16 protein-coding genes, 3 pseudogenes and 1 riboswitch are annotated in these 13,929 nt (G+C 43.7%); of the genes and pseudogenes, 7 read left to right on the top strand and 12 right to left on the bottom strand.

The window, feature by feature from the left end:
• Nucleotides 1-63 precede the first annotated feature (63 nt).
• Complete coding sequence (locus MKZ04_RS02050; RefSeq protein WP_146874217.1) at nucleotides 64-435, top strand: UPF0715 family protein; 372 nt, start codon at nucleotides 64-66, stop codon at nucleotides 433-435.
• A gap of 134 nt (nucleotides 436-569) precedes the next feature.
• Here the strand turns inward: MKZ04_RS02050 and MKZ04_RS02040 are convergent.
• The 5 genes and pseudogenes from MKZ04_RS02040 to MKZ04_RS02020 form a co-directional block, all read right to left on the bottom strand.
• Nucleotides 570-827 (bottom strand): annotated as a pseudogene (locus tag MKZ04_RS02040) (peptidoglycan-binding domain-containing protein); the annotation flags it as partial.
• 108 nt (nucleotides 828-935) lie between these two features.
• Nucleotides 936-1,463: pseudogene (locus MKZ04_RS02035) on the bottom strand (peptidoglycan recognition protein family protein); the annotation flags it as partial.
• Between the two features lie 32 nt (nucleotides 1,464-1,495).
• On the bottom strand, nucleotides 1,496-1,648 hold the full coding sequence (locus tag MKZ04_RS02030) for a hypothetical protein (protein WP_262481421.1): 153 nt from the start codon (nucleotides 1,646-1,648) through the stop codon (nucleotides 1,496-1,498).
• Between the two features lie 51 nt (nucleotides 1,649-1,699).
• On the bottom strand, nucleotides 1,700-1,963 hold the full coding sequence (locus tag MKZ04_RS02025) for a phage holin (RefSeq protein ID WP_020450985.1): 264 nt from the start codon (nucleotides 1,961-1,963) through the stop codon (nucleotides 1,700-1,702).
• Between the two features lie 15 nt (nucleotides 1,964-1,978).
• Nucleotides 1,979-2,248, bottom strand: a complete 270-nt coding sequence (locus tag MKZ04_RS02020) for a hemolysin XhlA family protein (protein ID WP_020450984.1) — start codon at nucleotides 2,246-2,248, stop codon at nucleotides 1,979-1,981.
• Nucleotides 2,249-2,567: 319 nt separating this feature from the next.
• Here MKZ04_RS02020 and MKZ04_RS02015 point away from each other — a divergent pair, with 319 nt between their 5' ends.
• On the top strand, nucleotides 2,568-2,768 hold the full coding sequence (locus tag MKZ04_RS02015; RefSeq protein ID WP_020450983.1) for a helix-turn-helix domain-containing protein: 201 nt from the start codon (nucleotides 2,568-2,570) through the stop codon (nucleotides 2,766-2,768).
• Nucleotides 2,769-2,845: 77 nt separating this feature from the next.
• Here the strand turns inward: MKZ04_RS02015 and MKZ04_RS02010 are convergent, their stop codons facing one another.
• On the bottom strand, nucleotides 2,846-3,184 hold the full coding sequence (locus MKZ04_RS02010) for a DUF1433 domain-containing protein (RefSeq protein ID WP_020450982.1): 339 nt from the start codon (nucleotides 3,182-3,184) through the stop codon (nucleotides 2,846-2,848).
• 53 nt (nucleotides 3,185-3,237) lie between these two features.
• Here MKZ04_RS02010 and MKZ04_RS02005 point away from each other — a divergent pair.
• From MKZ04_RS02005 to MKZ04_RS01990, 4 genes and pseudogenes are all read left to right on the top strand, one after another.
• Nucleotides 3,238-4,678 (top strand): annotated as a pseudogene (locus MKZ04_RS02005) (lipase family protein).
• An 11-nt stretch (nucleotides 4,679-4,689) separates the two neighbouring features.
• Nucleotides 4,690-5,022 carry a hypothetical protein gene (locus MKZ04_RS02000; RefSeq protein ID WP_020450980.1) on the top strand — a complete coding sequence of 111 codons (333 nt, stop codon included), beginning with the start codon at nucleotides 4,690-4,692 and terminating at the stop codon, nucleotides 5,020-5,022.
• A 327-nt stretch (nucleotides 5,023-5,349) separates the two neighbouring features.
• Nucleotides 5,350-5,433, top strand: a complete 84-nt coding sequence (locus tag MKZ04_RS01995) for a putative holin-like toxin (RefSeq protein WP_033155145.1) — start codon at nucleotides 5,350-5,352, stop codon at nucleotides 5,431-5,433.
• 618 nt (nucleotides 5,434-6,051) lie between these two features.
• The gene (locus tag MKZ04_RS01990; RefSeq protein ID WP_445662239.1) at nucleotides 6,052-7,002 is read left to right on the top strand and encodes a glycoside hydrolase family 43 protein; all 951 of its coding nucleotides are present in this window, start codon (nucleotides 6,052-6,054) and stop codon (nucleotides 7,000-7,002) included.
• 87 nt (nucleotides 7,003-7,089) lie between these two features.
• Here the strand turns inward: MKZ04_RS01990 and MKZ04_RS01985 are convergent, their stop codons facing one another.
• The 4 genes from MKZ04_RS01985 to MKZ04_RS01970 form a co-directional block, all read right to left on the bottom strand.
• Nucleotides 7,090-7,524 (bottom strand): SMI1/KNR4 family protein, encoded by a 435-nt coding sequence (locus MKZ04_RS01985; protein WP_145645486.1) that lies wholly within the window; start codon nucleotides 7,522-7,524, stop codon nucleotides 7,090-7,092.
• A 94-nt stretch (nucleotides 7,525-7,618) separates the two neighbouring features.
• Nucleotides 7,619-8,992, bottom strand: a complete 1,374-nt coding sequence (locus MKZ04_RS01980) for a serine hydrolase (RefSeq protein WP_212930469.1) — start codon at nucleotides 8,990-8,992, stop codon at nucleotides 7,619-7,621.
• Between the two features lie 160 nt (nucleotides 8,993-9,152).
• Nucleotides 9,153-9,437, bottom strand: coding sequence for a hypothetical protein (locus MKZ04_RS01975; protein ID WP_101560727.1), 285 nt, complete (start codon nucleotides 9,435-9,437; stop codon nucleotides 9,153-9,155).
• Complete coding sequence (locus tag MKZ04_RS01970; protein WP_195536183.1) at nucleotides 9,427-9,996, bottom strand: MarR family winged helix-turn-helix transcriptional regulator; 570 nt, start codon at nucleotides 9,994-9,996, stop codon at nucleotides 9,427-9,429. The genes MKZ04_RS01975 and MKZ04_RS01970 overlap by 11 nt, the downstream gene beginning before the upstream one ends.
• 172 nt (nucleotides 9,997-10,168) lie before the next feature.
• Between MKZ04_RS01970 and MKZ04_RS01965 the strand changes: the two genes are divergently transcribed.
• A complete protein-coding gene (locus MKZ04_RS01965) occupies nucleotides 10,169-11,359 on the top strand; it encodes a DUF819 family protein (RefSeq protein ID WP_341045175.1) in 1,191 nt (396 codons plus the stop codon).
• A gap of 44 nt (nucleotides 11,360-11,403) precedes the next feature.
• Here the strand turns inward: MKZ04_RS01965 and metC are convergent, their stop codons facing one another.
• Both metC and MKZ04_RS01955 read right to left on the bottom strand, forming a co-directional pair.
• Nucleotides 11,404-12,579 carry a cystathionine beta-lyase gene (gene metC, locus MKZ04_RS01960; RefSeq protein ID WP_020450974.1) on the bottom strand — a complete coding sequence of 392 codons (1,176 nt, stop codon included), beginning with the start codon at nucleotides 12,577-12,579 and terminating at the stop codon, nucleotides 11,404-11,406.
• Complete coding sequence (locus MKZ04_RS01955) at nucleotides 12,569-13,693, bottom strand: methionine biosynthesis PLP-dependent protein (RefSeq protein WP_003180736.1); 1,125 nt, start codon at nucleotides 13,691-13,693, stop codon at nucleotides 12,569-12,571. The genes metC and MKZ04_RS01955 overlap by 11 nt, the downstream gene beginning before the upstream one ends.
• Before the next feature lie 65 nt (nucleotides 13,694-13,758).
• Nucleotides 13,759-13,875: riboswitch (SAM riboswitch) on the bottom strand.
• Between the last annotated feature and the right edge of the window lie 54 nt (nucleotides 13,876-13,929).

The following is a 13,929-nucleotide window of genomic DNA, read 5'->3' as shown; positions in this document are numbered from 1 at the left end:
TATGGTAAATCTCCCTATATTTGAATACTTTACCATATCAACCAAAAGAAAGGAAGGTCATTTTTGAAAAAGATTAAACATTTCTCCCTAACTGCCATTGTTTCTTCCCTGTGTTTAGGCCTTATACAGTATTTCATTACTGGTGCATTTACAGAGGTTTATATTATTTTGGTTTTTGCTTTTTATTTTTTTCTGGCTTACTTAGTATTTGCCCTCCCTTTGCAGTATTTTCTTAATAAAAAGACTAGTAAGAAGTTCTCAATGATTCATTTAATTTATTATTTAGGTTTGTCTCTCGTTGCTAACTTCTTGATCTTTTTTTTCCATAGCACTCCAGCATACCCAAGTTTAATAGAGAGACCGGAGGTTTACTTTTACAGTTGTGCGGCTGCTATTATTTATTGGTTTTGGGATTCAATTTTTACGAATAGTTAATAACCACTTTTCTTTAATAAAAGGCCCTTTTTTAAGGGCCTTTGTTCATTTTACTCGTATCTTTTGTCCTGCATAAATCTTGTTTGCATTCTTGATGCCGTTCCATGCTTACAGCGTCTTAATGGATGTTGGCCTCATTTCAATAATGATTCCAATTTCGCTTTCGTTTTTGGCCCATAAATACCATCAGCAGACAGCCCGTTCATAAGCTGGAACCGTTTGACTGCGTTCGCCGTTTTCGGCCCGTAATAACCATCTATGCCGTTATTCTTCGCTCCTTTGTCTGGATAGAAATAGAGGGCAGCTAGAGCCTCTTGAATCTGTCGGACGCCTGTCCCTTTCATCAGTGGGCTTTTCACCTTATAGATGCCAGACGGCAGCGGGTAGGATGTTTTTTTGCCGTTAGAGGAAGGCTTTTTCTTTTTCGCTCCAATGGCTGCAAGGGCCTTTTCCGTTGCTGGACCGTAAATTCCATCCACCGCGATACCCGCTTTCTTTTGTAACGCTTTGACAGCTTGCACCGTTTCATTTTCGTAAGACCCATCAGCCCCGTATTTCGGCAGTGAGAAGCCAGCGGCAATCAAACGTTTCTGCAGCGCCTTGACCTGGGAACCGGACGCCCCTTTTTTCAGAATGGTCCCTGTGGATTTGCTTGACTGGCTCGTTGATGATGTTGTCTTTGACACCGTTTTATTTCCAAGCAGGGAATCGACTTTTTTCCTGAATGTCGTCAGCTGGCTGGAATCGCTCACCCACGGTGCCGGACAAATTTTGTTTGTTACATCGTAATGGCGGACGATTTTGTTAGTAGAAAGACCGTAACGCTTGCACAGGTCGGCAACCAATTCAGCGGCATTCTGAACCGTTTCACTGTGAATCATGCCGTCTTTTTCGACACACATTTCAACGCTGATTGACTTTGTGTTGGCGTTCGGTTTAAGAAAACTCACATAACAGCGGTTTTTATCATGTGCATGGTACGCGACTTCATTTTCAGGAATGATGTGCTGCGCTTCTTTACGGTCCACAAAATAATGAGCTGAAGCTTTGCGTTTAATGGCTATACATGTGCCATTGAAGTAATCCTCTCATTCAATGCAGAAGCGCCCGGCGTCGCCGTATAGTGCATGACAATCCCTTTCACTCCTGCCAACTTCAGCCCTGGCCGAGTATATTGATTGACTTTCACAAAGTTTTTCACGACTTTAACCATTTGAACTCCTCCAATTTTGTTTTAAATAAAAAAGGCTGCCAGCCGGCAACCTCATTTCGTTAATCCCTTTTGTTTCAAAGTCTCTTTCTGCAACTTTCCTTTGCTTGTGACATAGTTGTTTTTGAACCAAGCGACCAACGTCGTGACGATTGTAAAAATCGTGGAGCCGGCCAAATACAAAGCGTCGGCCAACGTATTGACCTGATCCTCGCTGATCGGCAAAGCTGATTTTCCAAACATGATCAATGTCTGGTTTACCAATGCAACAAAAAGAAGCACCGTCCTGATGACCGTGCCTTTGTCTAAGTTTTTCATATTGTGTTTACCTCCTTATTTCTGCAGTAGATTATAAAAAACAGCGATTGCGCCGCCAATGATGCCGGTGCTGACCGCTGTAATGATCGCGCCGGTGATACTGCGCTTGATCCAAGTTGTGTTTTCCTCGATCTTGTTCAGCTTTTCATTGATAGAGATAATCTGCTGATCATGGCGTTCAGAAGTTCTTTCCAGGGTGCTGACACGTTTCTCAAGCGTTTTTTGATCCGCCTTGATCTCTTTAATCTCTTTCTGAAAAACTTCGTATTCGTTTGTTTGCGACATCTCCCTTAATCCTCCCGTTCTCACATCGTTTTCACCTCCTCCGAGGCAAAATAAAAACACCGTTTTTTACGGCGTGATCTTACAAGAAATGAGTAACCACAAGGTTTTTAATTTTCACGTCTGTTTCTCCGTTATTGGTCAACATAAGTCGCGGAGAGGCAGCTAATAAATCAACCTTCTGAGCGTCTCGGTCATTATTTTCTAATACAATGACATCTTCATAACCCTTCAGGGTATAGTTGCTTGTTCCCGGGATGATGTAAGTCATGCGAACACTCAGATTCGTCTTTTCATAAAGATAAATCGCGAGTCCAAGCTGATGACCTGCCGATCGATTGAGGTTATGAAAGAAAAGGGAATTCAAAGTCAAAAGGAATTAGCTGAGTTGGTTGGTACTACAGAGGCAACAATAAGCAGATTTAAAACGAATAACAGATATGACATCACAACATTATTTATTATTAGTAGAGGATTAAACGTGCCTATAGAGTATGTTAAGGAGATTAAAGACGAACAGTAAACCATATAGTGCGGTAGGGCATGAAAAAGCGCATATAAAGAAAAAAGCCCGTCTCTGGTGAGCGGGCTATTATTCTATCATCGAGTACACAACTCATCTTTACATTCTTCTTTAGGTTCAGCATCCACGGTATATGACAATATTTCTTTATTTCCCGGATCATACAAACCTTCAAACTCTTTATCTCCGTTCGTATGCCCCTCTACTGTTATACCTCCCATTGGATTAATATAATAATCATCGGAAAAGTGGATATTATCAACATCTTTATAATTGGTTTTTAAAAACTTTTCCATATGATTCTGAGCTTCTTCAAATAAAGCAATCTCTTTTTCTTTTTGATCGTGCTGATGCTTCATAAAAAATCCCCCAACTGCTATAATTATTAAAATAAGGATAATTATGTACTTTTTCATTTGAAAATCAACCCTTTCTTATCCTATTTTACAAAAATAAAGAGGCGATGTATATGAGCGACAAGATAAAAGTTCCAAAAATAACAGATAAAACTTATTATACGCTAAGTCAAATCTTACAATCGCGATAGATTAGATAGTAAGTTAAAGACAGGGAAACCAATACAAACAGATCAAAAAACCTATTGGTTTGTCGAAAAGATTAAGAGAGACCATGATACAGGACTAGATGCCGTAGTTTTTTCCCAGGGCAAAAAAACTGAAGGTGGTAAGTGGGTAAAATCAGATAACCCTAAAAATGTCGTCGTAGCCTTCGCAGGAACTGATCCTAAAAGCCAATTCTTTCAAGATGTTGTTGACGCTGACGGCGGTAACGTTGTTATGGGTCTTGATCCGAAAAAGAAATCGCAATACATAATCGAAAAAGATGCGAAGGATACATCAAAAACAATAGGAAAATACAACGCAACCCCCTCACAAGACGCGATGCTTAGCACCGGTAAATACAAATTAATTACGAAAACGTCCCAAATCGGGCAAGCTGACGATCTGGTACGGGAAGTTAAACAAAAGTATAAAGGCACCTCGACGGTTATTTCAACAACCGGACACTCTCTTGGCGGCGCAGAGGCTGAATACAGCGCTGTGAACAATGATATATGCGCAGTCGCATTCAACAATCCTTCCGTCGTTAAATTGCATGCTGAAGAAAAGCAAAAGGAGATCCGAAGCGGCAAATATGACTCGTCTGTAAAAGCGATTGTCAATCCGGATGATATGACTGGTTCCGGCTGGTGGGATGAGTACGAACGACACGCAGGCAGAACAATATATACCAAAGACCCCTCTACTTCGCGTGTGGAACGACAAATACGACTAGATCCGAAGTATAACGGCGGTATATTTGGCACAGTGTTTAATGTCGCTGTAGACTACATTGCTACGACAGCAATGGGAATGCCGGATACACACGGACTCAACAAAGGCAACTTTACCTTCGACGAAAACGGCAATGTTCAAAATATAGAGGGCGATGAGCTCGTATACGATAAAAATTTAAAAGCAATGCTTCCACCGGAAGTTGCATCCGGAAGTGGCGCAATTAAAGTAACACCCGAAGTCGCTAAGCAGCTCGCGCAAAAAGTAAATGCGATGATCAACGATCTCCGGACGATGAAACGGGAAGCCGAAAACGCTTATCAGGAACACGACGCCGAGATCAACGATCTGAAACACGATACCTACCGTCAGGTCGGCCACGGTTTATACGACAAGCTGACACTCGAAGATGTAAACAATACGCTGAAAAACCTGGCGCAGTCGTTTGACAAAAAAGGCAATCCGCTCTTTTACGATGTTCATGCCGAAAAAGCGTACATCGCCTCATTAAAAAATACGATTTCAGATTTAGAAGACATCAGCGGGTACCTTGCGCAGATCGCAAAAGATTTTAAATCGAAAGATAAAATGCTGGCAAACTGGCTTAAGCTTTAGGAGATGACATAATGGAAAATTTCAATAAACTCGCCTCACTCAACAACTTAAACGGTGATCAAGAAGATACGCTCCTCATACGACGCAATCAGCTTCAAATGCTGAAAACGGGCATGAGAGTAACGGCCGCAACTAAGCTTGAAGGCATTAAAACGACACTAAGACCGAAGTTTAAAATAGACGATATACAAAAAGAAATGAACAGCGTTTATTCATCGCTTCTCTACAGCTTCGAAGGAAAAGCGCGGCAGGCGCTCGCTCAGCGAATCAGCCAAAGCGCCCAGCAGCTTATTGCGACAGAAAAGGACGGAGAGAGCTTTGTGAACGGATTTAAGACGAGATAGAGGCGCCAAAATAGGCGTCTTTTTTCGTTAACATACCACTGACTGACCGTTGACTTATAGGATTGCTATCGCCTACCTTTACAGGGTAGAGGTCGCTGGTTCGAGCCCAGTCGGAATCATACCGAATCGAACGGCAGGAAAACGTTGATTTTCAACGGATTTTCTGCCGTTTTTGCGTTTGATTTTTTCCATTCTTACCTCTCATACTCTATATGTCTTCATTCAACAAAAAACAGTCGCTGATCGAAAGAGTTATGGTAAAATATTGTTTGTACAAAGTTCGGGCTCACTCAAGGGAAGTTGGCTCATCCCCTATGAAAGGGGGTGATGCTTATGACAGCATACGAAACAATCTCGTTAATGATTGCTTTCGGCATGTTAATTGCCGTGTTGTCGAAGAAAGAAAAATAGACTTCCCTTGAGCCCTGGTAAAGTTCAAAGGGAAGTCTATATTTAAAATGACTGAGCCAAGCCCTTGTTGGGCCGCTTTGTACACTCGACTCGACTGTTGGCGCAGTCGGGTCTTTTTTATTTTATGCATTTCTTTTTAAAAAATACACCTGAACGTTTGAGCGATACGTTGATGACACACCTGTGGTCTTTTTATGATTTTGACAGTCTATCTTCAAATTCATATTACCAATTTCAACCCACTAAATCAACTAATAGTGTCATTCACCTCTCGGGATAAATGAAAATATTCGAGCGTAAACCGTGCTTCTTCTTCCAACGCTTTTGAACATCCACATTATTTGTTCATAATTCACAACATCCAAAATACTCCAAAATAAGTCGAATTAATCACTTCCAACTCTTTACAATTCAGACGAAAAAATGACTTTTGTTTGATTGTTTTTTAAACATGGATATTTTCTGGGTTTTTCGCTTTATTTCAGGACTACAAAACAAGTCCTTTGTCTGATTGAGAGAGACCGAACCCCTGCTAAAATAAAGTGCGTGTTGTTGGGAAATATTTCTCAAAGGAGGACCGATTGTTAAAGGACATCGAGATTTGAAAGGAGAACAACTGTGGCTAAGACGATTATTTCTGGTTTTATTTTATTTTTTCTGCTTATTTTTTCGGGAGCTGAGCCAACATCAGCGGCTTTTTGGGATACAAAAGGAGACAACGTTATTCATGATCCTTCCATGATTAAAGAAGGAAATACATGGTATACATTCGGTACTGGTATCGGCAATGGAATCCGCGTCATCAAATCGACAGACGGAAAAACGTGGAGCCCAGCGCCAAGTATTTTTACAACTCCATTATCATGGTGGAAAAAGTACGTGCCAAACCATGAAAAAAACCAATGGGCGCCTGATATCAGCTATTACAATGGTCGCTATTGGCTTTATTATGCGGTATCCGCGTTCGGCTCCAATACTTCGGCGATCGGACTGGCTTCAACAGACCGGATCTCTTCCGGAAATTGGCGCGACGACGGGCTTGTCACCCGGACGACGACCTCGAACAATTATAATGCGATCGACCCTGAGTTAGTCATTGATAAAGAAGGAAATCCGCGGCTGTCCTTCGGCTCGTTTTGGAGCGGCATCAAGCTGACAAAGCTTGATAAAAAAACGATGAAACCTACAGGGAAGGTTTATTCGATCGCATCAAGGCCGAGCCATGGCGGAGCGGTTGAAGCGCCGTCTATCACATATAAAAACGGCTACTATTATTTATTCGTTTCGTTCGATAAATGCTGTCAAGGTGTGAACAGCACGTATAAAATCGCTTACGGCCGCTCAACAAAAATTACGGGACCTTACTATGACAAAAGCGGCAAGAAAATGACGGAAGGCGGAGGCACAATCCTCGACTCTGGAAACAACCAATGGAAGGGCCCGGGCGGCGCAGATATCGTGAACGGCAACATCATCGTCAGACATGGTTATGATGCGCTTGACAATGGAGCGCCTAAGCTGCTGATTAATGATTTATACTGGGATTCCAAAGGATGGCCGAGGTATTAGTTTTTAAACCGAGCAGATATTTTTCTGCTCGGTTTTTTCTGTTGTTTTAGCAGTCCAGCTTTGTAAGAACTCCATCCAAAAAAATGTTTAATCTTTCATATCTTCAAAGTATCGATCATTTTGATCAACTTTTTTGATAAATCCCTCTATAGAGTCAGCTATTTTTTTATCAAAAAAGAATACCGATGACTTATCGGTATCATTTAAATCAAGCGTTAAATATACACCTTCATTTACCTCATAAAAAACAAGCCTGTCTTCATCTTCATATATATCATCTAAATCAGGGTCAAATTCGTAAATATCTTCCCTTAAAGTGATATCTGTGATAGTAGCGGGATCTAAAAATCTGTTTATTGCACTTTTATTCCCTCTTATAAACCCGTACCCAATTTCTAAATAAAATTCTCTGAGTTCTTTAGGAAATCGGAAACCAAGTCTATCTTCCGCTTTTATTAGATCGTTTTCTTTTAACTCATAAAACTCATGATGACTATTTTTTATAAAATTAAATTTGTTCAGCCTCATGAACCTCCTTATAGATGGCATCAGAAATTCAGCCAGGCTGATATCCCCACAACTTCGAACGATTAATTTTCTTCATGACAAACAACGTTCATACCTTGCTGCTTGATTCCACTATCCGCACCGCTTCTTCCTCTGCGCCATTTTGATAAATAATCAAGCGGGTGACCACACCATCCTCCAAAATAAATTCCACTTCAACAGACAATGACCTGAGGAAAAAGCGCGTTTCCGAGGCTGGAAATAATTCAAAACGGATCTGTCCGGTGATTTGCATATAAAGCCGTTCTTTATCAACTGTCACATCAGCGGCGGTGCCATCCTGAAGTGAATAACTTCCGACATATCTTTTGTAAATGGCCGGATCGATCTCTTTTTTCTTTTTATCGGCAGGGCGATCAGGGATTTTGTAGGCCTTGTCAAACAGGATATTTTCAACGGCTTCAAAGATGGCCTGTTCATATTCATCATCCTGTTCCACATTGCTCAAATAAATGAAGGTTTTTCGTTGATCGATATATCGGATCATTACGGTTGAATAGCCTGGCCAGCCGCCGCTGTGACCGACAATTCGCCCTGTTTCAGGACTGTCCCGAAGCACCCATCCACACCCGTAATCTACAGACTCTCCGTTTTTCAGAGACGCGGGAGTAAAAGCAAGCTCTTTTGAGACTTGATTGATCAAACAATCTGTATATAAGGCCTGGTCAAACAAATATAAGTCATGAATGGTTGAGTTTACGGTTCCGTCCCCCTGAATCCCGTCAAGATAGGAGACATATTTTGTTTCTTCAACATCATCAGGCAGAACGTACTGTTCTGTATGCACGTCATACACATATCCATACGCATAGTTCTCAATGGTTTCAGGTTGAAGCCTTCTGTTATACACCCTTGAGTTCCGCATTTCCACCGGTTCAAAAATACTTTTTTTCATATATTCGGCAAAACTCAGACCGGATGCCTTTTCAATGATAACCGCAAGCAGCACATATCCCGTATTGCTGTACAGCCAACCTTCACCCGGGGCAAAATAGCGTTGCGGCTGATGATTCATCAGCATATCAACGATATCTTGATTAACAGCAATCTTGTTATGATCCCAATGTTGTAAAAACCACTCCATATAATCGGGCAGACCCGACGTATGTGTCAACAAATCGTGAATCGTTATGCCCTGATAAGGAAATCCGGTTATCCACCGTTCTACGGGATCCTCAATATTCAATACCCCTTGCTGTGCTAATTGAAGGATGCCCAAAGCAGTGAACGGCTTGGATAGCGATGCTAATTCAAATAAGGAATCCTCCTGCAATAAACGCTTATCTGCCAAGTTTGCATAACCGAAGGCGCCTTGAAAAAGAATGTCTCCGTCTTCAGCGACTAATACCGCCGCGTTGATCTGCTTTTTTTCATTTAACACACTAAACAGGTTAACAAGTTGTTCTCTTTTTTTCTGTTTCACTTTTCCACCTCCCTTTCTTTATACGCATATGGAAATAAGAGGTTTCAACAAAAAAAGACAAGAATGGCACCATTCTACAATTCTAATAAGTTTCTCAACATCCTTTTCAAGTCATTCATTGATCTACGATGCGAGCCACTAGATCCTGCACAAACGAATGTCAAATCGATTTTTGATATCGGCGAAAAAATGTTGCAAACAGCAATAAAACGTTGCTCAAAAGACTTGCCGCCCCTAACCAGACGAGCCATTCCGCCTTTGTCCCCCAGGAATATCCAATGATGATCAGAGCAATGCAGCTTGAGAAAAAGGGTCCTGTCCTGTCTAATTTTGTGCCGCGGCGAATGGTTTCCTTTGTCTGCAGGAATTTATCTTTTGCATGATAGAGCTTCTCCTTTCCTTTGATTTTAAAAGTTGTTGCTTTTACATAAAGATTATTTTTCATCATTTTCTCCTCCGTAGCGGCGTTTCTCAAATTCTCCGAGAATCTTTTCTGTATCTAATGAATTTCCTACGCCAAGCTGAATGTTTGCATTCTCCTCAAAGCCGTCTTGTTCTTCACCGTCAAAACGGTAAAGCTTTTGCAGCAGCCGCCAAAATGTCGCAACCTCTTCGGCTGTAAACTGCTGAAACAAGTCGGCCAAGAAATAGACGGACCTTTCGGAACAATCCACCAGCGCTTTCTTTCCTTCAGCGGTCATTTCAATATTAATAGAGCGTTTGTCTTTTTGATTTGGCACTGATTTAACATAGCCTTTTTTGATCAGACCTGTCATCAGCTTGTTGGCGGTCTGTTTGGTTGTGCCAAGCTTTTTGGAGATATTCGTAAGCGTGGCAGTTTCAGTCGGCAAATGCGCGATGGCGATGAGTGCCATGTGTTGCCTTGAAGTTACTATTTCCATGTATTCGTCACCTCGGGTTTGCACCTTATTGACAACTGAAAACAATGTCGCATAGCTTTGCTGCATCAAATGTAATTCGTTGATTAAGCTGTTGGTATCCATTTGTTCTCTCCTCTGAATATAGTCAACATGCTGACGAATATACAATACTCTTTCTCGTTAATTTTGTCAACATGGTGACTATTTTTTTCGTGATTGATCAATTGGACATTCCGTTTTACACTATTTAATTATCTGATAATTAAAAATATAGGATGAGAATAGGGGGAATATAATGAATTCTTCACTCATTTCAGCGGATGATGCATGGATGCTTTGGGGGTTTATTGCGGTGTGGGCGGCGGTGAGTATTTATTTGGAGCAGCGGTATCGCTGGGCTGCGGCAGTATCGGGGGCTGTACTGGCGCTGGGCGGATCGATGCTGTTTACGAATGCGGGGATTCTACCGGCCGAGTCCCCCGTCTATGATGCGGTGTGGTCCTATGTTGTTCCGCTTGCGATACCTTTGCTGCTTTTTCAAATCAATGTGCGGAAGATCCTGAAAGAAAGCGGCAGGCTTTTGATGATCTTTTGCATCAGCGCCCTGGGCACTGCTGCCGGAAGCGTGATTGCTTTTTTTCTGTTTAAGCAGCAGATTCCGCACCTTGACCAAATCGGCGGGATGATCAGTGCCTCTTATATCGGCGGAGGCGTGAATTTTGCGGCGATGGCCGCGAAGTTCTCAACTCCCGGTGAATATGTATCATCGACGGTGGTTGCGGATAATTTTATGATGGCTCTTCTTTTTTTCATTTTAATGGGGATACCGGCGCTTAAATGGTTTCAAAAGCGCTTTGGCGTTCCTGAAGAGACGGCCGGCAGCAAAAATCAGGCGGAAGCCTATTGGAAAAGAAAAGAGATGTCCTTGCAGGACATTGCTTTAAACATCGGAACCGCCTTCGCGATCGTTGCTGTGTCTGTAAAAACAGCGGCCTTTTTCAAAGAGCGTTTTTCTTCTGACGGCGGGTTTCAGTTTCTTGCCTTTATCTTGGGTGACCAGTTCCTGCTGCTGACGACGCTGACAATTTTGCTGACAATCGCCTTTCCCCGCTATTTTGAACGGCTGCGCGGCACACAGGAAATCGGGACTTATTTGATTTACTTATTCTTTGTGGTGATCGGCATTCCGGCAGACTTGCGGATCATTCTCATGAACGCACCGCTCCTTTTGGCATTTGTGTTTGTGGTTGCCATGTCCAACCTGCTCGTAACGCTTGCCGCAGGAAAGCTGTTGCGTTTTCGGCTCAAGGAAATTCTCTTGGCCTGCAACGCATCTGTCGGCGGTCCGACAACAGCGGCGGCGATGGCGATCGCCAAAGGCTGGCAGAGCCTCGTCGCTCCGGTTATGCTGGTCGGGACGTTCGGATATCTGATCGGCAATTATGTCGGCACCCTCTTGGGCACATGGTTTTCTACCCTGGTTTAAACGCAAAAAAAGCCGCAGATTCCCTGAAGAGTCTGCGGCTTCTTTTATGATCGGGCGAACGCTCCGGATACGGCTTCCAATGCACGGGCAAAATCGGCCTGCAAATCATCGGCATGTTCCACACCGACGCTCAGCCGCAGAAGGCCGTCGGTAATCCCCCGTTTTTCCCGCTCTTCTTTCGGCATAGCGGCGTGTGACATTTTTGCCGGATAGGAAAGGATCGACTCCACAGCGCCGAGACTGACGGCAAAGACCGGAAGAGAGACGCGTTCCACAATCTTTTTCACGGCTTCTGCATTCTCCAGCTCGAACGAAAGGACGGCGCCGGCGCCATATGACTGGTGCCTGTGAACTGACGCACCCGGATGCGAAGACAGCCCCGGATAATACACTTGTTTGACGGCCGGATGCTTTTCAAAAAATTCAGCGAGCTGCTGAGCTGTTCGAGATGCTTTTTCAAGCCGAACCTGCAGTGTTTTCAGCCCTCTCAGCACAAGCCAGCAGTCTTGGACGCCGAGAACAGCGCCGAACGAATTTTGCAGCTTATAAAGTTCTTCCCCGAGCTTTTTGTCTTTCACAACGGCAAGTCCTGATAATACGTCGCTGTGTCCGCTTAAAAACTTCGTCGCGCTGTGTAGCACAACATCGACGCCGAGCTCGAGCGGCCGCTGCAGCGCCGGGGTCATAAACGTGTTGTCAAGAAACGTCAGACAGCCGTGCGCCTTGGCAAGCTTGACGACGCCTCTGATATCCGTAATGCCGAGCGTCGGATTTGACGGTGTTTCAAGGTAGATGACTTTTGTATTTTCCCTTATGTTTAAAGCAATTTCATTTAAATCCGTCATATCGACGAAAGTATGTTCAATCCCGAAGCGGCTCAGCACTTCCGTAATCATCCGGTAAGTGCCGCCGTACACATCTTTTGTGACAAGCACGTGATCGCCCTTTGACAAAAGCAGAAAGGCGGTGGAAATCGCGGCCATTCCGGATGAAAAAGCAAATCCCCTCGTCCCTCCCTCAAGCTCGGCTATCGTGTCTTCAAGCGCCGTTCTTGTCGGTGTTCCTGACCGGCTGTAGTCATATTCGCCGAATTTGTCAAAAGAACCTTGATGAAAGGTTGAGGCGTGCTGGATCGGCACGCTGACGGCTCCGGTTGCTCCGTCCGTTTTATTTTGGTTATGAACAAGCCTTGTTTCAAGCGTCCAGTTTTCATGACTCATGCGGAACCGCCTCCCCTTTTACTTTTTCCAGCGCAGCTTTTAGATCCTGCTTTAAATCGGAGACGTGTTCGATTCCGACTGAAAAGCGCAGAAGTCTGTTGCAGACGCCGTTTGCAATTCGGATGTCTTCCGGGATATCCATATGGGTCTGTGTCGCCGGATAGGTGATGAAGCTTTCGACTCCGCCGAGGCTTTCGGCGAAACAGATCGTCTTGAGATTTTTCAGCAACGGATTAACCCATTCTTCTTTTTGAACGCGGAATGACAGCATGCCGCCTTTTCCCGGATAAAGAACATCTGCAATTTCCTCCTGCTCTTCCAAAAAGGCCGCAAGTTCCCGCGCGTTTTCCTGATGCTGTCTCATCCTGAGAGCGAGCGTCTTCATCCCTCTCATTAAGAGCCATGAATCGAACGGCGATAAAACCGCGCCGATGGCGTTTTGGTGCTGGAACATTTCCTCAGACAGCTCTTCGCCTTTTGCAACGACAAGCCCCGCCAAAAGATCGTTATGACCGCCCAAATACTTCGTCGCGCTGTGAATGACAAGATCAGCGCCGAGCTCAATCGGCTTTTGCAGAACCGGTGTATAGAACGTATTGTCAACAATGAGCAGCAAGTCGTGCTCTTTGGCGATTTGCGCGATTTTTTGAATATCAGCTTCCTGCATGAGCGGATTTGTCGGCGTTTCTACAAACAGTGCCTTTGTATTGTTCGTGATTTTCGACTTGATACAGTCTTCGTCTGAAAAATCGTCGTAGAAAAAGCGAAGTCCGTATTTCTTCCATTCGTTTTCAAAAAGGCGGTACGTTCCCCCATATAAATCGGACGAAACGATGAGCTCATCCCCGCTTTGAAACAGAGCCATGATCGTCTGAATGGCAGCCATACCGGAACTGAACGCAAAGCCGCGCGTTCCCCCTTCGAGTTTCGCGATTGCATCTTCAACAAGCTGTCTTGTCGGATTTTTTGTGCGAATGTAATCAAACCCTGTGGATTCCCCGATCCCTTTGTGCCTGTACGCAGAAGAGAAATAAACGGGAGGATTGACAGTTCCCGTTATTTCATCACTGCGGTTGCCGATTTGCGCCAGCGTTGTTTGTACATGTTCAGTCATATGACACCATCCTTTTAAAAATAAAAAACCCCTTCTTCATAAGAAGAAGGGGGATTATGCGCTTCTTCTTATCTTCCAAGCATCTGCTTGCTGGATTTAGCACCTTGGTACACTGACATCGTCAGTGCAGACCGGTTGCTGAGGTTTCAAAGGGCCAGTCCCTCCACCTCTCGTGATAAGAATCTCTTCAATTTTCTGATTGTTCTTTACTTTAACCTAAGTCAAGACATTTTTCA

Origin of the sequence: Bacillus sp. FSL W7-1354 (assembly GCF_038002405.1) — a bacterium.
Classification (GTDB): Bacteria; Bacillota; Bacilli; order Bacillales; family Bacillaceae; genus Bacillus; species Bacillus paralicheniformis.
This window is presented reverse-complemented; position numbering and strand designations above follow the sequence as displayed.